We start from the raw sequence: 17,749 nt of genomic DNA on the forward strand, positions 1-17,749 counted from the left end.
GTATCTGACCACTTATCTTCGTAGGAAGCACCGAAGCGGCTGGGGGAAGTCCGCCGGTGATTGAGGTTCCGCATGTCCACCTCGGCCCCCGCCAAGGTTCCCGCGCCCGAAGAGCCGGGCGGCGCGCCCGCGTACGGCGCGCTCGACCGCTATTTCAAGATCTCCGAGCGGGGCAGCACCCTGGCCCGTGAGGTCCGCGGCGGTTTCGCCACCTTCTTCGCGATGGCGTACATCATCGTGCTGAACCCGATCATCCTCGGCAGCGCGAAGGACATGTACGGGCACCAGCTCGACAACGGCCAGCTGGTCACCGCGACCTGTGTGTCCGCGGCGTTCACGACGCTGCTGATGGGCGTCATCGGCAACGTGCCGATCGCGCTGGCCGCCGGTCTCGGCGTCAACTCCGTCGTCGCCCTCCAGCTCGCGCCCCGGATGTCCTGGGCGGACGCGATGGGCATGGTGGTGCTGGCCGGCTTCGTGGTCATGCTCCTGGTCGCCACCGGTCTGCGCGAGCGCGTCATGAACGCCGTGCCGTTCGGGCTGCGCAAGGCGATCTCCATCGGCATCGGCCTGTTCATCATGCTGATCGGGCTCGTGGACTCCGGGTTCGTCTCCCGCATCCCGGACGCCGCCCACACCACCGTCCCGCTCCAGCTCGGCGCCGACGGCCACCTCAACGGCTGGCCGGTGCTGGTCTTCGTGCTGGGCGCGCTGCTCACCCTGGCGCTGATCGTCCGCAAGGTCCCCGGCGCGATCCTCATCTCGATCGTCGCGATGACCGTCCTGGGGCTGGTCGTCAACGCCGTCGCCGACGTGCCGAGCTGGGGCCTCACCACTCCGGAGTGGCCCGGCAACCCCCTCGACACCCCCGACTTCGGCCTGATCGGCGAGGTCAGCCTCTTCGGCGGGTTCGGCAAGGTCGGCGTGCTGACCGGTGTCCTCTTCGTCTTCACGGTCCTGCTGTCGTGCTTCTTCGACGCGATGGGCACGATCATGGGCGTCTCCGACGAGGCCAAGCTGACCAACGCCAAGGGCGAGATGCCCGGCATCAACAAGGTCCTGTTCGTCGACGGCCTCGCCGTCGCCGCGGGCGGCGCCAGCTCCTCCTCCGCCACCACCGCCTTCGTCGAGTCCACCGCCGGCGTCGGCGAGGGCGCCCGCACCGGCCTCGCGAACCTCGTCACCGGCGGTCTCTTCGCCGTCGCCCTCTTCCTGACCCCGGTCGCCACGATGGTCCCGGCCCAGGCCGCCACCCCCGCCCTGCTCGCGGTGGGCTTCCTGATCCTGGCGAACTCCGTCAAGGAGATCGACTGGGCCGACTACACGATCGCCATGCCGGCCTTCATCACGATGGTGATGATGCCGTTCACGTACTCGATCACCAACGGCATCGGCATGGGCTTCATCACCTTCGTGGTCCTGCGCCTGGCGGCCGGGCGCGGCCGGGAGGTGCCGGCGCCGATGTACGTGGTCTCCGCCGTGTTCGCCTTCTACTACCTGATGCCGGCCCTCGGCCTCACCTGAGCCGCGGTCCCCGGCCGGGGACGCCTCACGTGAGCCCGTAGAACTTCTCCGTCTCCTCGACGGCGGTCTGGAACCGCTGGTCGAAGTCATCCCGAATGAGCGTCCGGACGACATAGTCCTGGACGCTCATTCCCCGTTTGGCGGCGTGGTGCCGCAGCCGTTCGAGCAGGTCGTGGTCTATTCGCAGGCTGAGCACGCTGGTCCCCATGGGTACGAGGGTCGCTGCACGGTTCGGGGCGGTGAGTGACGTTCCGCCTGCCTATCACCCGTATGAGTGATATTCGGGTGGGGGTGCGGTTCAGTGGCGCGCGTCACGGGCAGCGGGGCACCTCCACGCTGGTCCTTAGCGAGGGTAATGAGTTACGCTAAAGAACATGCCGGACCTTAGCCATGGCGACGATGCCGCCGCCGTGAACTCCCTGCGATCCGCCGTGATGCGGCTGTCCCGTCGGCTCAAGCACCAGCGGGTCGACGAGTCGCTGAGCCCGACCGAGATGTCGGTGCTCGGCACCCTCTCCCTGTGCGGCAGCGCCACCCCGGGGGAGCTCGCCCGCAAGGAGCACGTGCAGCCGCCGTCGATGACCCGCATCGTCGCGCTGCTGGAGGCCAAGGGCCTGGTCCGGCTGGAGCCGCACCCGGACGACCGGCGCCAGAAGGTCGTCACCAGGACCGAGCAGGCCGAGACCATGCTCGAGGAGAGCCGCCGCAAGCGGAACGCGTTCCTCGCCTCCCTGGTCGACGGCCTCGACGAGGACGAGTGGGCCAAGCTGCGCGCCGCCGCCCCCGTGCTGGAGAAGCTCGCACACCTGTAGGCAGTCCACGAGGAGGCGAACACTTTTGAGTACGGGACCCGGAGCAGACTCCGCCCCCGCACCGGCCACCCACGACACCCCGACCACCCACGACACCCGGTCCCCCCGGAACACCGCGGTCACCCCGCAGGCCCCGTCCCGCGAGCCCCGCGGATCCTCGATGTTCAGCTCCCTGAAGGTCAGGAACTACCGCCTGTTCTTCCTGGGCCAGGTCGTGTCCAACATCGGCACCTGGATGCAGCGCATCGCCCAGGACTGGCTGGTGCTCAGCCTCACCGGCTCCGCCACCGCCGTGGGCGTCACCACGGCCCTGCAGTTCCTGCCGATGCTGCTGTTCGGCCTGTACGGCGGCGTCCTCGTCGACCGCCTGCCCAAGCGCCGCGCGCTCCTGTTCACCCAGACGGCGATGGCCGTCACCGGCATCGCGCTCGCGCTGCTCACCCTCTCCGGACACGTCCAGGTCTGGCACGTCTACGTCGCCGCCTTCGCCGTCGGTCTCGCGACCGTCGTCGACAACCCGGCCCGCCAGTCCTTCGTCTCCGAGATGGTCGGCCCCGGCCAGCTCCAGAACGCGGTCAGCCTGAACTCCGCGAACTTCCAGTCCGCCCGCCTGGTCGGCCCGGCCGTCGCCGGTCTGATGATCACCGGCGTGGGCACCGGCTGGGCGTTCCTGTGCAACGGCCTGTCCTTCGTCGCGCCCATCGCCGGCCTGCTGCTGATGCGCGCCCGCGAACTGCACGTCGTCGAGCGCGCCCCGCGCGGCAAGGGCCAGCTGCGGGAGGGGCTGCACTACGTGGCCGGCCGCCCGGACCTGATCTGGACGATCGTCCTGGTCGGTTTCGTCGGCACCTTCGGCTTCAACTTCCCCGTCTACCTCTCCGCCTTCGCCGACGACGTCTTCCACGCGGGCGCGGGCTCCTACAGCCTCTTCAACACGCTGATGGCGGTGGGCTCGCTGGTCGGCGCGCTGCTGGCGGCCCGCCGCGGCACGGCCCGGATGCGGGTGCTGGTCGCGGCGGCGGTGGCGTTCGGCCTGGTGGAGCTGGTGGCCGCCGTCGCTCCCTCGCTGTGGCTGTTCGCGCTGCTGATGGCCCCGATCGGCATGTTCGGCATGACGGTCAACGTCACCGCGAACACCAGCATCCAGATGGGCACCGACCCGGCCATGCGCGGCCGCGTCATGGCCCTCTACATGATGGTCTTCCTGGGCGGCTCCCCGGTGGGCGCGCCGATCGCCGGCTGGATCACGGACGCGTACGGCGTCCGGGCGGGCCTCGCGGTGGGCGGCGCGATCGCCGCGGCGGCGGCCGTGACCATCGGCCTGGTCCTGGCCCGCGTCGGCGGCCTGCGGCTGTCGGTGGGCTGGCACGAGGGCCATCCGCGGGTGCGGTTCGTGCCGCGGGAACGACGGGAGGAGCTGGCCGCGACCGCGTGATGCCGGACCGGGTCGGCCCTCTCGCTCCTGTCGTCCAGGACGGTCATGGTGGCGTTCCTCCCGGCTGTCCTTCCGCAGGCACAGCCGCGCGGTACGACGCTACCCACGGCCCCCGGGACACGCGCGAGGGTGCGGGGGCCGGGGGGAGACTGGCCGCATGAGACTCTTCGCCGCCGTGCTCCCGCCGGACGACGTCGTCCGCGAGCTCGCCGCCCGCGTGGCCGGGCTGCGCAAGCTGCCCGGTGCGGACGGGCTGCGCTGGACCGGCCGTCCCGGCTGGCACTTCACGCTCGCCTTCTACGGGGAGGTCGCCGAGGACCTCGTACCGGACCTGTCGGCACGGCTGGAGCGGGCCGCGCACCGCGGGGAGCCCTTCGAGCTGGCGCTGCGGGGCGGGGGACAGTTCGGGCACGGCCGGGCGCTGTGGACGGGGGCCGCGGGAGACGTGACGGCGCTGCGGCTGCTGGCCGACCGGGCGGAGGCGGCGGCGCGCAAGGCCGGCCTGGACATGGGGGAGCACCGCCGCTACAAGGCCCACCTGACGGTGGCCCGCAGCCGGGACGCCGTGGACGTGAGGCCGTACGTCGAGAACCTCGCCGACTTCGCGAGCCGGACGTGGACGGTGGACGAGCTGGTGCTGGTCCGCAGCAACCTGCCGAGGTCCGGGAGACCGGGGGAGCAGCCCCGGTACGAGCCGGTCGGTCGCTGGGCGCTCGGCGGGGCCGGTTAGGCTCGGGGTGTGGACCCGAAAACCCGGAACCGGATCATGGCCGCCGTGCTGGTGCTGATGTTCGTCGTCGTGGCGGTGGCCGCGGCGCTGTGACTCCGTGGGCCGCGCGGTGGACCGGGGACCGCGCGTCGCCGGCCGGCCGCGGGTCGCCGGTGGCTCGTCGCGCGGTTCCCCGCGCCCCTCAAGGGGTGGTGCTCGCCGTGTCGCCGGGAGCCCCACGCCCCTGAGGGGGTGCCTTTCGAGGCGTTACCAGGCGAAGGCCTCCGGGGACGGGCCCGGGCCGGGGAAGACCTCGTCCAGGCCCGCCAGGAGTTCCTCGCCCAGCTCCAGCTCCACCGCGCGCAGGGCGGAGTCGAGCTGCTCGGCGGTGCGCGGGCCGACGATCGGGCCGGTCACGCCGGGCCGGGTGAGCAGCCAGGCCAGCGCGGCCTCGCCGGGCTCCACCCCGTGCTTGTCGAGGAGGTCCTCGTAGGCCTGGACCTGGGCGCGGACGGTCGTGTTCGCGAGGGAGTCGGCGGCCCGCCCGGAGGCGCGGCGCCCGCCCTCGGCCTGCTTCTTGATCACACCGCCGAGCAGCCCGCCGTGCAGCGGCGACCAGGGGATGACCCCGAGCCCGTAGTCCTGCGCGGCCGGGATGACCTCCATCTCGGCGCGCCGCTCGGCGAGGTTGTAGAGGCACTGCTCGCTGACCAGGCCGTACGACCCGCGCCGGGCGGCGGCCTCGTTGGCCTGGGCGATCTTGTAGCCGGGGAAGTTGGAGGACCCGGCGTAGAGGATCTTGCCCTGCTGGACGAGGACGTCGACGGCCTGCCAGATCTCCTCGAAGGGGGTGCTGCGGTCGACGTGGTGGAACTGGTACAGGTCGATGTGGTCGGTCCGCAGCCGCTGGAGCGACGCGTCGACCGCCCGCCGGATGTTCACCGCGGACAGCTTGTCGTGGTTGGGCCAGGCCTCGCCGTCGGCCCCCATGTTCCCGTAGACCTTGGTGGCGAGGACGACCTTGTCGCGCCGGTCGCCGCCCTTCGCGAACCAGGTGCCGATGATCTCCTCGGTACGGCCCTTGTTCTCGCCCCACCCGTAGACGTTGGCCGTGTCGAAGAAGTTGATGCCGGCGTCCAGCGCCGCGTCCATGATCCGGTGGCTGTCGGCTTCGTCCGTCTGCGGTCCGAAGTTCATGGTCCCGAGGACCAGTCGGCTGACCTTGAGTCCCGTGCGTCCGAGCTGCGTGTACTTCATGGCACTCAAGCCAACGTCTTCGAGTGCGCTCCAGGCAAGCGGGTCCGGTCAGTCGCGGGGGAACACGTCGGTCTCGAGAGTGAGGCCGAGGGGGGGTGGTCATGTCGACGTCGGTTCCGTAGGCGACGCGGAGCTCACACGTGTAGTCGCCGTCCTTGGGCTCGGTGCGGACGGTGCACCCGCGCCGGTAGGGATCGGCGATGAGGCACACCGGGACCTCGGCGACCGCGTAGGCCGTTTTCTCGGGGCCGTAGTCGTTGGGCGCCGTCCCCTGCGAGACGACCTCCGCGACGAACTCGACGTCCTGGTACCGCCAGCGACCCTCTTCGTCCTTCGTCGCGCCGTCGCGGAGCTTCGCCACGTCGGGGCAGAAGCCGTCCTGGTGGCCGGGAAAGCCGATCCGGACGTCCGAGAAGACCCGTGCGCGCCGCCTTCCGAAATGGTCCTCCAAAGCCCAGGGGATCTCGCGGATGGTTTCCCAGTGGAGGTCCCGCTGCGGAGCCATGCAGACGTAGCCCCCGACGATCTCGGCCTTGTGTCCCTCGGGGACGGGCAGTCGCTCAAGCCGCTCGAACCACTCGTCCAAGCGCTTGGTGTTCTCATCGGCCACCGCGATCCCGATCCTGTCTTCCAGGACGGTCATCCGGCGCTCCTCCCCGGCTGCCCTCAGGGACGAGTGCAGCCGCGCGGTACAACGATACGCACGGTGACGAGGCCGCGGGCTCGGGTGCATGTGCCAGGCGGCGCGCCTCAGCCCTCGTACGCCCCGCCCAGCCCCCACGCCTCGTGCATGGCGTCCGCGAACGCCCCCGCCAGTTTGTGCTCGCCGCTCGCGTTGGGGTGGGTGCCGTCGTAGGTGTCGGTGTGGATGTCCCAGGTCTCCGGGACCGAGGCCAGGAGGACCGGGGACGTGCGGTCGTCCAGGTCGGCCGCGGTCTTCTCGAGGAGCACGTTGAAGGCGGCGACCTCGGCGGCGAAGGGGGCGTCGTTCGCGGCGCGGACGTTCGGGATCACCGGCAGCCAGACCATGCGCACCCGGGGGTTGGCCGCGCGGGCCGCGGCGACGAAGGCGCGGGCGTTCTCCGCGGTCTGCTCGGCGTTGGTGTAGAAGCCCAGGTCGATCAGGCCCAGGGAGACCAGCAGGACGTCCGCCCGGTTCCCGCGCACCGCCTCGCCGATCAGCGGGGCCATGTGCTGCCAGCCCTCGCCCCAGCCGGCCAGGTGGGCGCGGGGGAAGTCCGGCTCGGCGTAGGCGTACGACGCGGGGGCGTCCGCGGCCTTGTCGTACAGCGTCTCGCGGGGGCCGACGAGCGTGAAGGGGCCGCCGTACGTCGCGCACAGGTGCTGCCACAGCCGGTAACGCCAGGTGTGTTCACCGGCGCTGCCGATCGTCATGGAGTCACCGACGGGCATGAACCTGAGCATCCGCTCATCATGAGGGATCACTGTGACGTGTGGGGTGTGAGACCTGCCACGACACCCGGAAAACCCGGGCGGGATGGCAGTCTTGGGGCATGCGCCGACCGTTCGCCCTGCTCGCCGGGGCCCTGCTCGCGGCCGCCCTCGCGGCGCCCGCCTCCGCCGCCGACGGCGACAGGAGCTTCACGATCGAGGACCCCCGGATCACCGAGTCCAGCGGCCTGGCCGCCAGCCGGCAGCACCCCGGCGTCTACTGGACGCACAACGACCAGGACACCGGCGCCTACCTCTACGCGGTCGACAGCGCCACCGGCCGGACCGTGGCCACGATCACCCTGACCGGCGTGGGCACCCCGCGCGACGTCGAGGCGATCGCCGTCGGCCCGGACGACCAGCTCTACGTCGGCGACATCGGGGACAACGACGGCGTCGCCTGGGACCACGTGTGGGTCTACCGGCTGCCCGAGCCGAAGACGCTGAAGGACCAGGCGGTCCGCGCCACCCAGTACGTCGTGAGGTACGCGGACGGCTCCCGCGACGCCGAGTCGCTCGTCGTGCACCCGGAGACCGGGCGGGTCTACATCATCGACAAGCAGGAGGACGGCGGGCACCTCTACGCGGGCCCGGCCACGCTCTCCGCCTCCGGCACGAACGTCTTCGAGCCCGTCGCCCCCGTCGACCTGTGGGCCACCGACGCCGCCTTCTCCCCGGACGGCCGGCGCCTCGCCGTCCGCGGCTACTTCGGCGGCATCCTCTACGACTGGAACGACGGCCGGCCGAAGCGGCTGGAGCGGCTCGACGTGCCGTTGCAGCAGCAGGGCGAGTCCGTGACGTACTCGGCCGACGGCTCGAAGCTGATGTACGGCACCGAGGGCACCGGCAGCGGGGTGCGGGCGGAGGACGCGCCCGGCGCCTCGGACGGCTCCGGGGCGCCGTCGGGGAGCGCGAGTTCGCAGGCTTCGGACGGTGGCGACGGCGGTCCGGGGGTGAGCGGGAACGTGAAGACGGGCGCCCTCGCCCTGGCCGCCGTGTGCGCGGTGCTCTTCGGCTTCCGGCGGCTGTTCCGGCGGGGCTGAGGCCGGCCCGCCCGCGGGGTCGCCAGGCCCGTGGCGTCGCCCGGCCCGTGGCGTCGCCCGGCCCGTGGCGTCGGCCCGGGGTGTCGGCCCGCGGTGTCGGCCCGGGGTCGCTCGGGTGAGCCGGTGACGCCGGAAGTCTTGACGTGCTCATGTGGTCTGCGTCCAATGGTGGGTGCGGGGTGGGAGCGCTCCCACTCGTTCCGGTCCGCGCCTCCCGAGAGGAAGCAGGCACATGTTCCGCAGCTTGCGAAGAGCGCTGTGCGCGGCGGTCGCCGCGCTCCTGTTACCGCTGGCGGCGGGCGCGCAGACCGCCCGCGCGGCCGATGACGACGTGCGCGCGGCGGACGCCGGCGCGGGCTACTGGCACACCAGCGGCCGCCGGATCCTGGACGCGGCCGGACAGCCGGTCCGGGTCGCGGGCATCAACTGGTTCGGCTTCGAGACCTCCAACCACGTCGTCCACGGCCTCTGGTCCCGCGACTACAAGAGCATGATCGACCAGATGAAGTCGCTGGGCTACAACACCCTCCGGCTGCCGTTCAGCGACGACATCCTCAAGAGCGGCACCCTGCCGGACAGCATCAGCTTCGACGGCGGCAAGAACGCCGACCTGCAGGGGCTCACCTCGCTGCAGGTCCTGGACCGGATCGTGGCGTACGCCGGCCAGGACGGCCTGAAGGTCATCCTGGACCGCCACCGCCCGGACGCGGCCGGGCAGTCGGCGCTCTGGTACACCTCGGCGGTCCCCGAGTCGACCTGGATCGCCAACCTCAAGGCGCTGGCCGGCCGTTACCGGGGCAACCCCACCGTCGTGGGCATCGACCTCCACAACGAGCCCCACGACCCGGCCTGCTGGGGCTGCGGCGACACCACGAGGGACTGGCGGCTGGCCGCCGAACGGGCCGGCAACGCGGTCCTCTCCGTCAACCCCGACCTGCTGGTCTTCGTGGAGGGCGTGCAGTCCTTCAACGGCGTCTCCGGCTGGTGGGGCGGCAACCTGATGGGCGTCGCCCAGTACCCCGTCCGCCTGGACGTCCCCGGCCGGCTGGTGTACTCCGCCCACGACTACGCGACCAGCGTCGCCCAGCAGAGCTGGTTCAGCGACCCGTCGTTCCCCGCGAACATGCCCGGCATCTGGGACAAGTACTGGGGCTACATCTTCCAGCAGAACATCGCGCCCGTCTGGCTCGGCGAGTTCGGCACCACGCTCCAGTCGACGACCGACCAGAAGTGGCTGGCGGCGCTGGTCTCCTACCTGCGCTCGACGTCGGCGTACGGCTCCGACTCCTTCCACTGGACCTTCTGGTCCTGGAACCCCAACTCCGGGGACACCGGCGGCATCCTCAAGGACGACTGGACGACGGTGGACACGGTGAAGGACGGCTACCTGGCGAGCATCAAGGCGCCGGGCTTCCCGCCGGGGACCGGGTCCGGCGATCCCGGTGACCCGGGCGACCCGGGCGGCGGGACGGCCGCCTGCTCCGCCGCCTACACCGTCAGCAGCGACTGGGGCGGCGGCTTCAACGCCGACGTGAAGGTGACCAACACCGGGACGACGGCGATCGGTTCCTGGAAGGTGACCTGGACCTGGCCCGGCTCCCAGAAGGTCACCAGCATGTGGAACGCGTCGTACACCCAGACCGGGGCGACGGTGACCGCGACGAACGCCGCGCACAACGGGACGATCCAGCCCGGCGGTTCGGCGGGCTTCGGGTTCGGGGGCGCGCCCGGCGGCGCGGGCGTGCCGAGCGTGAGCTGCACGGCGGCCTAGCCGCCGGTGACGTCACCGGGCCGGGGCGCCCGGCACCACCGGGCGCCCCGCGCTCACCCGGGCGCCCGCTGCGTCACGCGCCACAACCGCCGGGGCAGCTCCCCCTCCTCGAAGGGGACCACCTCCTCCAGCGTCCAGCCGTGCGCCAGGGCGTCCACCAGGGCGCGGGGGGAGAAGTGGACGGCGAAGCCTCCGTGCTCGTGGATGTCGTCGCCGTGGGCGAGGCCGGTGCCGTAGTGGGCGTCGCCGGTGTGGCGCACGGTGTGGACGAAGACCCCTCCCGGGCGCAGGACACGGCGGATCTCACCGACGAGGGCGTGGATCCGCGGGGTCGACAGCGCCATGCACAGCAGCATGTGGGCGAAGACCGCGTCCACCGAGTCGTCCGGCAGCGGAAGCGGGTCGCGGACGTCGTGCACGAGGGTGGTGACGCGCTCGGTGACGCCCTGCTCCCCGGCCGCGCGGCGCAGTCGGGCGAGGCCGGTGGCGCTGAAGTCGGTGGCCCGCACGGTGAAGCCCTCGCGCGCGAAGAAGAGGGCGTCGCGGCCGTGCCCGGCGCCGAGCTCCAGGACGTCGTCCGCGCCGGCCGCGCGGAACAGGGCGGCGGCGTGCACCGCGGGGTCGGAGGGCCGTTCGCCGTACATCCCGGGGTGCGCGGCGTACGTGTCCTGCCGGTGGGCGCGCTGGGCGTCGGCCAGGTCCTTCTCGTCCGCCATGGCTCCCAGCCTCTCGCCGGGGAAGGGGGAGAGGACCGCGGAGACGACGGAAGGGCGCCCGGTGTACACCGGGCGCCCTTCCGTGCCGTACGGGAGTGATCAGAGCTTCTCGATCACGTAGTCGACGCACTTGGTCAGCGCCTCGACGTCCGCTGGATCGATCGCCGGGAACATGGCGACGCGCAGCTGGTTGCGGCCGAGCTTGCGGTAGGGCTCGGTGTCGACGATGCCGTTGGCGCGCAGGACCTTGGCGACGGCCGCCGCGTCGACCTCGTCGCTGAAGTCGATCGTGCCGATGACCTGGGAGCGCTTGGCCGGGTCGGCGACGAAGGGGTTGGCGTACTTGACGTCCTCGGCCCAGCCGTACAGGGTGCGGGCGGAGGTGGCGGTGCGGCGCACCGCCCAGTCGAGGCCGCCCTGGCCGTTGAGCCACTCCAGCTGCTGGTTCAGCAGGAAGAGGGTGGCCAGCGCCGGGGTGTTGTACGTCTGGTTCTTGCGGGAGTTGTCGATCGCCGTGGGGAGCGAGAAGAACTCCGGGACGTGACGGCCGGAGGCGTGGATCCGCTCGGCGCGCTCGATCGCGGCCGGGGAGAAGACGCCGATCCACAGGCCGCCGTCGGAGGCGAAGGACTTCTGCGGGGCGAAGTAGTAGACGTCGGTCTCGGCGATGTCGACGGGGAGGCCGCCGGCGCCGGAGGTGGCGTCGACCAGGACCAGGGAGCCCTCGTCGGCGCCGGCCACCCGCCGGAGCGGCATGGCGACGCCGGTGGAGGTCTCGTTGTGGGTGAACGCGTAGACGTCCACGCCCGCCTCGGCCCGCGCCTCGGGGTGCGTGCCCGGGTCGGAGGAGACGACGGTGGGCTCGGCGAGCCAGGGGGCGAGCTTGGCGGCCTTGGCGAACTTGGAGCTGAACTCGCCGAAGGTGAGGTGCTGCGACTTGTTCTCGATCAGGCCGTGGGTCGCGACGTCCCAGAACGCGGTGGAGCCGCCGTTGCCGAGGATCACCTCGTAGCCGTCCGGGATCCGGAACAGCTCGGCGATGCCCTCGCGCACCTTGCCGACCAGGTTCTTGACCGGGGCCTGGCGGTGGGAGGTCCCGAGGAGGGACGTGCCGGTGGCGGCCAGGGCGTCCAGCGCCTCCACCCGCACCTTGGAGGGGCCCGCACCGAATCGACCGTCGGCGGGCTTGATGTCAGCAGGAATCTGGATCTCAGCCACGGCCGGAGCGTATCCCCTGGAGGAAACGGTGCGGGAACGTGTCCGTTCGATGAGACGAGATATCCGGAGTTCGGAGCTGTGCGGACCTACGGGACGGCCGGGCGTTTCGGTCACTGTCAGTGACGGGGTGCATGCTGGAGGCATGACGGATCTCGAGGGGGAGCTGCGCCGGGCGGTCCGGGGCGAGGTGGGCTTCGACGTCACCTCCCGGGCCCTGGTGACCATGGACGCGTCGAACTACCGACGGGTGCCGCTGGGCGTCGTCGCACCGCGGGACGCCGACGACGTGGCGGCGGTGCTCGAGGTGTGCCGGACACGCGGAGTGCCGGTGGTGGCGCGCGGCGGCGGCACGTCCATCGCCGGGCAGGCGACGGGCACGGGCGTGGTGCTGGACCTCACCCGCCACTTGAACCGGTTGGTCACCTTGGATCCGGGGTCGCGGACCGCCGTCGTCCAGCCGGGGCTGGTCCTCGACCGGCTCCAGGAGGCCGCCGCCGCGCACGGGCTCCGCTTCGGCCCCGACCCCTCCACGCACAGCCGGTGCACCCTCGGCGGCATGATCGGCAACAACTCCTGCGGGTCGCACTCGGTGGCCTGGGGGACGACCGCGGACAACGTCCGGGAGCTGGACGTCGTCACCGCGCGCGGGCGGCGGCTGCGGCTCGGGCGGGACTGGGCGGGCGCGCCGGACGGGCTGCGGGACCTGGTCGAGGGCGGGCTCGCGCCGCTGCGCACCGGCTTCCCCGACCTGCCCCGCCGTATCTCCGGGTACGCGCTGGACGCGCTGCTGCCCGAGCGGGGCGCCGACGTCGCCCGGTCCTTCTGCGGTTCGGAGGGCACGCTGGGCGTGCTGACGGAGGCGGTCGTCGACCTCGTCGAGGCGCCCCCCGCGCGTGCGCTGGCCGTCCTGGGCTACGCCGACGAGGCCGCCGCCGCCGAGGCCGCGGCCGGGCTGCTGCGGTACGCGCCGCTGACGGTCGAGGGGATGGCGGCCGACCTGGTGCCGTCGGCGGCGGGGCTGCCGCGGGGCGCCGCCTGGCTGTTCGTGGAGACGGGCGGGAACACGGCGGGGGAGGCACGCGCGCGTGCGCGGGAGATCGCGCGGGCGGCGGACGTCGTCGACGCGGCCGTGGTGAGCGATCCGGCCGGACAACGGGCCCTGTGGCGCATCCGCGAGGACGCCAGCGGGACGGCGACCCGGATGCCGGACGGCTCCGAGGCCTGGCCCGGCTGGGAGGACTGCGCGGTCCCGCCCGCCCGGCTCGGCGCCTACCTGCGCGACTTCCGCGCCCTGCTGACCGCCCACGGCCTGCGCGGCTCCCCGTACGGCCACTTCGGCGACGGCTGCGTCCACGTCCGCATCGACTTCGACCTGCTCACCGAGGCGGGCGTCGGCCGCTTCCGCCGCTTCTCGGAGGACCTGGCCGGCCTGGTCACGTCGCACGGCGGCTCCCTGTCCGGGGAGCACGGCGACGGGCAGGCCCGCGCGGAGCTCCTGCCGGTGATGTACGGCGAGGACCTGGTCCGCCTCTTCGAGCGGGCCAAGGGCGTCTGGGACCCGGACGACCTGCTCAACCCCGGCATGCTGGTCCGCCCCGCGCCCCTGGACGGCAACCTCCGCTTCTCCGTCCTGCCCCGCGGACCCGTCGACGTGGCCTTCGGCTACCCCGGCGATGGCGGCGACTTCTCCGCCGCGGTCCGCCGCTGCGTCGGCGTCGCCAAGTGCCGTACGACGACGGCGGCCGGGCCGGCCGTGATGTGCCCGTCGTTCCGGGTCACCGGGGAGGAGCGGCACTCCACGCGCGGCCGGGCCCGCCTGCTGCACGAGATGCTGGCGGGCGAGCTGGTCACCGACGGCTGGCGCTCCACGGAGGTCCGCGACGCCCTCGACCTGTGCCTGGCCTGCAAGGGCTGCCGCTCCGACTGCCCGGTCGGGGTCGACATGGCCACGTACAAGGCGGAGTTCCTCCACCACCACTGGGCGGGACGCCGCCGCCCCGCCGCCCACTACAGCATGGGCCGCCTGCCGGTGTGGCTGCGCTGGGCGAGCCGCACCCGCGCGGTGGCCGTGATCAACGCGCTGGCCTCGGTCCGTCCCCTGGCCGCCGCCGCGAAACGGCTGGGCGGCATCGCCCCCGAGCGGGAGATCCCCCGACTGGCCCGGGAGACGTTCAGCGCGTGGTGGCGCCGGCGGGGGCGGGGCGGGACGGCTGAGGGGGGCGGGCCGCCGCGTCCGGGCGGGCCGCCGCGTCCGGGCGGGCCGTCGGGTTCCGGCGGGTTGTCGGGTGCCGGCGTGCTGCCGGGTTCCGGCGGGTTGTCGGGTGCCGGCGTGCTGCCGGGTTCCGGTGGGTCGTCGGGTGCCGGTGGGCCGGAGGCGCAGGCCGGGGGTGCCGGTGCGGGTGCCGGTGTGCCGGGGTCCGTCGGGCCGGAGGTCCGGGCCGCGGGTACGGGTGTGGGCGCGGACGCCGGTGCGCCGAGCCCCGCCGGGCCGGAGGCGCGGGCCGCCGGTGCGGGTGCCGGTGCGCTGGTCGTGCTGTGGCCCGACACCTTCACCGAGCACCTCGCGCCGTCCGTCGGCCGGGCGGCCGTCCGCGTGCTGGAGGCGGCCGGGCTGCGGGTGGCGCTCCCGCCGACCCTGCTGATGCGGGGACGCCCGGTCGCGGACGGCCGGTCGAGGTCCGCGGCCGCGCTGCTGACGGCCCGCCGCGGCCGGGTCTGCTGCGGCCTGACGTACCTCTCCACCGGCCAGCTCGATCACGCGCGCGCGGTGCTGCGCTGCACCCTCGACCTCATGGAGCCGGTGCTGGAGACCGACGTGCCGGTGGTCGTGCTGGAGCCGAGCTGCGCGGCCGCCCTGCGCGGCGACCTGCCCGGGCTGCTGCCCGACGACCCGCGCGCGGCCCGCCTCGCCGCCCGGGTCCTGACCTTCGCGGAGACCCTTCAGCGGCACGCCCCCGACTGGCGCCCGCCGCGCCTGGACCGCCCGGCGGCCGGCCAGACCCACTGCCACCAGCACGCGGTCCTGGGCGACGGCGCCGACCGCCGGCTGCGCGAGGCCGCCGGCCTCACCGGCGACCTGAGCGGCGGCTGCTGCGGCCTCGCCGGCGACTTCGGCTTCGAGAAGGGGCACTTCGAGGTGTCCAGGGCGTGCGCGGAGGAACAGCTCCTGCCGGCCGTGCGGGAGGCGCCGCGGGACGCGGTGGTCCTGGCGGACGGATTCTCCTGCCGGACGCAGCTGGAGCAGCTGGCGGGGGTGCGCGGACGGCACCTGGCGGAAGTCCTGGCCGAGGCGCTGCCCGACGACCCGTCGGCGCACCGGTGACGGCGAGCCCCCGTCCTCGGGCGTCCGCTTTCCGCCTTCCGCCTTCCGCCCGACGGCCTGTCCGGTGACCGGTGCGCGACAGGCGTCGCGCATGCCCGCCGCGACGACCGCGGACGCGTAGTCTGCAAGATCACCGCAAGGGAGCGGCTGTCGAGAGGAGCCCCGCATGAGCCTGCGAATCCAGCCGATCAGCCGGGACGAGCACCTGGCGTACGTCGCGGGCCTGCCCTCGGCCAGCCATACGCAGATCCCCGCGTGGGGTGACGTGAAGCCGGACTGGCGGGCGGAGAGCCTGGGCTGGTTCGACGAGGGGGACCGGCTCGTCGGAGCGGGCCTGGTGCTGCTGCGGCCGCTGCCGAAGCTGCGGAAGTACCTCGCGTACCTGCCCGAGGGGCCGCTCGTCGACTGGTACGCGCCGGATCTCGTCGAGCGCTGGCTGGCGCCGATGCTGGCCCACCTCGAGGCGCGCGGGGCGTTCTCGGTCAAGATGGGCCCGCCCGTCGTCGTACGGCGCTGGAGCGCCGACGCCGTCAAGGCCGCGATCGCCGATCCCGCGACCCGTCGCCTGCGGGACGCCGAGGCCACCTCGACCGAACAGCGCGCCCTCGACGTCGCCGGCCGTCTGCGCCGGGCCGGGTGGCGGCAGACCGACCCCGGCGGCGAGGAGGGCTTCGCGGCCGGGCAGCCCCGCTACGTCTTCCAGGTGCCGTACGAGGGCCGCACGCTGGAGGAGATCCACCGCGGTCTCAACCAGCAGTGGCGGCGCAACATCAAGAAGGCGGAGAAGGCGGGCGTGAAGGTGGTCCGGGGCGGCCCCGAGGACCTCCAGGCCTTCCACACCCTCTACACCGAGACCGCCGCGCGCGACCGCTTCGTCCCGCGCCCGCTCGCCTACTTCCAGCGCATGTGGACCGCGCTGAACGCCGAGCACCCCGACCGCATGCGGCTCTACCTCGCCCACCACGACGGCGAGGTCCTCGCCGCGGCCACCATGCTCACCGTCGGCCGGCACGTCTGGTACTCCTACGGCGCCTCCACCAGCCGCCGGCGCGAGGTCCAGCCCAACAACGCCCTGCAGTGGCGCATGATGAGCGACGCCCACGCGCTCGGCGCCTCCGTCTACGACCTGCGGGGCATCACCGACACCCTGGAGGACTCGAACCACCTCCTCGGCCTGCTCCGCTTCAAGGTCGGCACGGGCGGGCGGGCCGTGGAGTACCTGGGGGAGTGGGACTTCCCGCTGAACCGGCTCCTGCACAAGGCGCTGGATGTGTACATGGCGCGCCGGCGCTGAGACGCACGGGCCCGCGCCCGGGACCTCGCCACCGGAGGGCCTCGCTCAGGCGCCCACGGCGACCGTTCCGCCATGTGAGATGTCGCCTCGACAGTCGCATCGGGGCTTCACAGTGCTGACGGGAGTCCATTACTGTGGACCCACTGGTACACCTTGATGAACGTACCGTCGTCTGTACCGCCCTCGAGCCCCAGGACCGCCCGTGAGCACCCCCGACACCGCCACCCCCACCCGCTTGGCCGCGGCGACCGGTACGGGCTCCGCCCCCGGCCGCCGGGGCTCCCTCGGCCCCGTCGGCCTGGTGCTCGCCGGAGGCGTCTCGGTGCAGTTCGGCGGGGCTCTCGCGGTGACGCTGATGCCGAGGGCGGGCGCGCTGGGGGTGGTGGCCCTGCGGCTGCTGGTCGCGGCCGTCGTCCTCCTCGTCGTCTGCCGGCCCCGGCTGCGCGGGCACTCGCGGGCCGACTGGGGCACCGTCGTCGTCTTCGGCGTCACCATGGCCGCCATGAACGGCCTCTTCTACCAGGCCGTCGCCCGCATCCCGCTGGGCCCGGCGGTCACGCTGGAGGTGCTCGGCCCCCTCGCCCTGTCCGTCCTGGCCTCGCGCCGGGCGGTCAACCTGGTCTGGGCCGGGCTGGCCCTCGTCGGCGTCTTCCTGCTCGGCGGCGGGGGATTCGGCGACCTCGACCCGGCGGGGGCCGCGTTCGCCCTGGGGGCGGGCGCGATGTGGGCGGCGTACATCGTCTTCAGCGCCCGGACGGGCCGCCGTTTCCCGCAGGCCGACGGGCTCGCCCTCGCCATGGCGGTGGGCGCGCTGCTCTTCCTGCCCCTGGGCCTCGCCGAGTCGGGCGCGAAGCTGGCCGACCCGGTGACGCTGGGCCTGGGCGCGTCGGTGGCGCTGCTGTCCTCGGTCCTCCCCTACACGCTGGAACTCCTCGCCCTGCGCCGGCTGCCCGCCTCCACCTTCGCGATCCTCATGAGCCTGGAGCCCGCCATCGCCGCCACGGCCGGCTTCCTCGTCCTCGGCCAGGCCCTGTCCGTCATGGAGGCGGCCGCGATCGCCCTCGTCGTCGCGGCGAGCATGGGTGCGGTGCGGACCCAGGTGGGGCGGGCGAAGACGGCGGTCCCGGAGGCCTGAGGAAGGTCCGCGGGCGGCCCGGAGGCCTGAGAAGGGGTCCACGGGCCGCCCGGAGGCGGGA

Annotated in this window: 14 protein-coding genes and 1 pseudogene; 9 read left to right on the forward strand and 6 right to left on the reverse strand. The window is 73.2% G+C overall.

Annotated elements, in window-relative coordinates; genetic code table 11:
* Positions 1-72: 72 nt before the first annotated feature.
* Complete coding sequence (locus tag ACH4F6_RS12535) at positions 73-1,524, forward strand: NCS2 family permease (protein ID WP_397959997.1); 1,452 nt, start codon at positions 73-75, stop codon at positions 1,522-1,524.
* A gap of 25 nt (positions 1,525-1,549) precedes the next feature.
* Here the strand turns inward: ACH4F6_RS12535 and ACH4F6_RS12540 are convergent, their stop codons facing one another.
* Complete coding sequence (locus ACH4F6_RS12540) at positions 1,550-1,732, reverse strand: ribbon-helix-helix protein, CopG family (RefSeq protein ID WP_397959998.1); 183 nt, start codon at positions 1,730-1,732, stop codon at positions 1,550-1,552.
* A 166-nt stretch (positions 1,733-1,898) separates the two neighbouring features.
* On the opposite strand from ACH4F6_RS12540, the gene ACH4F6_RS12545 reads away from it, so the two are divergent.
* From ACH4F6_RS12545 to thpR, 3 genes are all read left to right on the forward strand, one after another.
* On the forward strand, positions 1,899-2,336 hold the full coding sequence (locus tag ACH4F6_RS12545; protein ID WP_397959999.1) for a MarR family winged helix-turn-helix transcriptional regulator: 438 nt from the start codon (positions 1,899-1,901) through the stop codon (positions 2,334-2,336).
* Positions 2,337-2,361: 25 nt separating this feature from the next.
* Positions 2,362-3,771, forward strand: a complete 1,410-nt coding sequence (locus tag ACH4F6_RS12550) for an MFS transporter (RefSeq protein WP_397960000.1) — start codon at positions 2,362-2,364, stop codon at positions 3,769-3,771.
* Between the two features lie 157 nt (positions 3,772-3,928).
* Positions 3,929-4,501: an RNA 2',3'-cyclic phosphodiesterase gene (gene thpR, locus ACH4F6_RS12555; protein WP_397960001.1), complete on the forward strand. Its 573-nt coding sequence runs from the start codon at positions 3,929-3,931 to the stop codon at positions 4,499-4,501.
* A 246-nt stretch (positions 4,502-4,747) separates the two neighbouring features.
* Here thpR and ACH4F6_RS12560 read toward each other — a convergent pair whose 3' ends face one another.
* From ACH4F6_RS12560 to ACH4F6_RS12570, 3 genes and pseudogenes are all read right to left on the reverse strand, one after another.
* Positions 4,748-5,737 (reverse strand): aldo/keto reductase, encoded by a 990-nt coding sequence (locus ACH4F6_RS12560; protein WP_397960002.1) that lies wholly within the window; start codon positions 5,735-5,737, stop codon positions 4,748-4,750.
* Between the two features lie 48 nt (positions 5,738-5,785).
* Positions 5,786-6,380 (reverse strand): annotated as a pseudogene (locus tag ACH4F6_RS12565) (Uma2 family endonuclease).
* A 107-nt stretch (positions 6,381-6,487) separates the two neighbouring features.
* On the reverse strand, positions 6,488-7,162 hold the full coding sequence (locus ACH4F6_RS12570) for a GDSL-type esterase/lipase family protein (RefSeq protein WP_397960003.1): 675 nt from the start codon (positions 7,160-7,162) through the stop codon (positions 6,488-6,490).
* An 89-nt stretch (positions 7,163-7,251) separates the two neighbouring features.
* Between ACH4F6_RS12570 and ACH4F6_RS12575 the strand changes: the two genes are divergently transcribed.
* Entirely contained in the window at positions 7,252-8,232 is a 981-nt protein-coding gene (locus tag ACH4F6_RS12575) for a WD40 repeat domain-containing protein (protein WP_397960004.1), read from the forward strand.
* A 232-nt stretch (positions 8,233-8,464) separates the two neighbouring features.
* Positions 8,465-10,003, forward strand: a complete 1,539-nt coding sequence (locus ACH4F6_RS12580; protein ID WP_397960005.1) for a cellulase family glycosylhydrolase — start codon at positions 8,465-8,467, stop codon at positions 10,001-10,003.
* A 53-nt stretch (positions 10,004-10,056) separates the two neighbouring features.
* On the opposite strand, the gene ACH4F6_RS12585 is transcribed toward ACH4F6_RS12580, so the two are convergent.
* Together ACH4F6_RS12585 and serC are read right to left on the reverse strand one after the other, a co-directional pair.
* The gene (locus tag ACH4F6_RS12585) at positions 10,057-10,719 is read right to left on the reverse strand and encodes a class I SAM-dependent methyltransferase (protein ID WP_397960006.1); all 663 of its coding nucleotides are present in this window, start codon (positions 10,717-10,719) and stop codon (positions 10,057-10,059) included.
* 99 nt (positions 10,720-10,818) lie between these two features.
* Positions 10,819-11,937, reverse strand: a complete 1,119-nt coding sequence (gene serC, locus ACH4F6_RS12590) for a phosphoserine transaminase (RefSeq protein WP_397960007.1) — start codon at positions 11,935-11,937, stop codon at positions 10,819-10,821.
* 142 nt (positions 11,938-12,079) lie between these two features.
* On the opposite strand from serC, the gene ACH4F6_RS12595 reads away from it, so the two are divergent.
* The 3 genes from ACH4F6_RS12595 (at position 12,080) to ACH4F6_RS12605 (ending at position 17,688) form a co-directional block, all read left to right on the forward strand.
* On the forward strand, positions 12,080-15,259 hold the full coding sequence (locus ACH4F6_RS12595; RefSeq protein ID WP_397960009.1) for an FAD-binding and (Fe-S)-binding domain-containing protein: 3,180 nt from the start codon (positions 12,080-12,082) through the stop codon (positions 15,257-15,259).
* 166 nt (positions 15,260-15,425) lie between these two features.
* Positions 15,426-16,553, forward strand: a complete 1,128-nt coding sequence (locus tag ACH4F6_RS12600) for a lipid II:glycine glycyltransferase FemX (protein WP_397960011.1) — start codon at positions 15,426-15,428, stop codon at positions 16,551-16,553.
* A 202-nt stretch (positions 16,554-16,755) separates the two neighbouring features.
* The gene (locus ACH4F6_RS12605; protein ID WP_397960013.1) at positions 16,756-17,688 is read left to right on the forward strand and encodes an EamA family transporter; all 933 of its coding nucleotides are present in this window, start codon (positions 16,756-16,758) and stop codon (positions 17,686-17,688) included.
* Positions 17,689-17,749: the final 61 nt, after the last annotated feature.

Origin of the sequence: Streptomyces sp. NPDC017936 (genome assembly GCF_044328485.1) — a bacterium.
Classification (GTDB): Bacteria; Actinomycetota; Actinomycetes; order Streptomycetales; family Streptomycetaceae; genus Streptomyces.

What these genes read in the sequence shown, in the direction of transcription:
- ACH4F6_RS12535 (WP_397959997.1), top strand. Translation starts at nt 73, where the DNA reads ATGTCCACCTCGGCCCCCGCCAAGGTTCCCGCGCCCGAAGAGCCGGGC.
- ACH4F6_RS12540 (WP_397959998.1), bottom strand. Translation starts at nt 1,732, where the DNA reads ATGGGGACCAGCGTGCTCAGCCTGCGAATAGACCACGACCTGCTCGAA.
- ACH4F6_RS12545 (WP_397959999.1), top strand. Translation starts at nt 1,899, where the DNA reads ATGCCGGACCTTAGCCATGGCGACGATGCCGCCGCCGTGAACTCCCTG.
- thpR (WP_397960001.1), top strand. Translation starts at nt 3,929, where the DNA reads ATGAGACTCTTCGCCGCCGTGCTCCCGCCGGACGACGTCGTCCGCGAG.
- ACH4F6_RS12560 (WP_397960002.1), bottom strand. Translation starts at nt 5,737, where the DNA reads ATGAAGTACACGCAGCTCGGACGCACGGGACTCAAGGTCAGCCGACTG.
- ACH4F6_RS12570 (WP_397960003.1), bottom strand. Translation starts at nt 7,162, where the DNA reads ATGCTCAGGTTCATGCCCGTCGGTGACTCCATGACGATCGGCAGCGCC.
- ACH4F6_RS12575 (WP_397960004.1), top strand. Translation starts at nt 7,252, where the DNA reads ATGCGCCGACCGTTCGCCCTGCTCGCCGGGGCCCTGCTCGCGGCCGCC.
- ACH4F6_RS12580 (WP_397960005.1), top strand. Translation starts at nt 8,465, where the DNA reads ATGTTCCGCAGCTTGCGAAGAGCGCTGTGCGCGGCGGTCGCCGCGCTC.
- ACH4F6_RS12585 (WP_397960006.1), bottom strand. Translation starts at nt 10,719, where the DNA reads ATGGCGGACGAGAAGGACCTGGCCGACGCCCAGCGCGCCCACCGGCAG.
- ACH4F6_RS12595 (WP_397960009.1), top strand. Translation starts at nt 12,080, where the DNA reads ATGACGGATCTCGAGGGGGAGCTGCGCCGGGCGGTCCGGGGCGAGGTG.
- ACH4F6_RS12600 (WP_397960011.1), top strand. Translation starts at nt 15,426, where the DNA reads ATGAGCCTGCGAATCCAGCCGATCAGCCGGGACGAGCACCTGGCGTAC.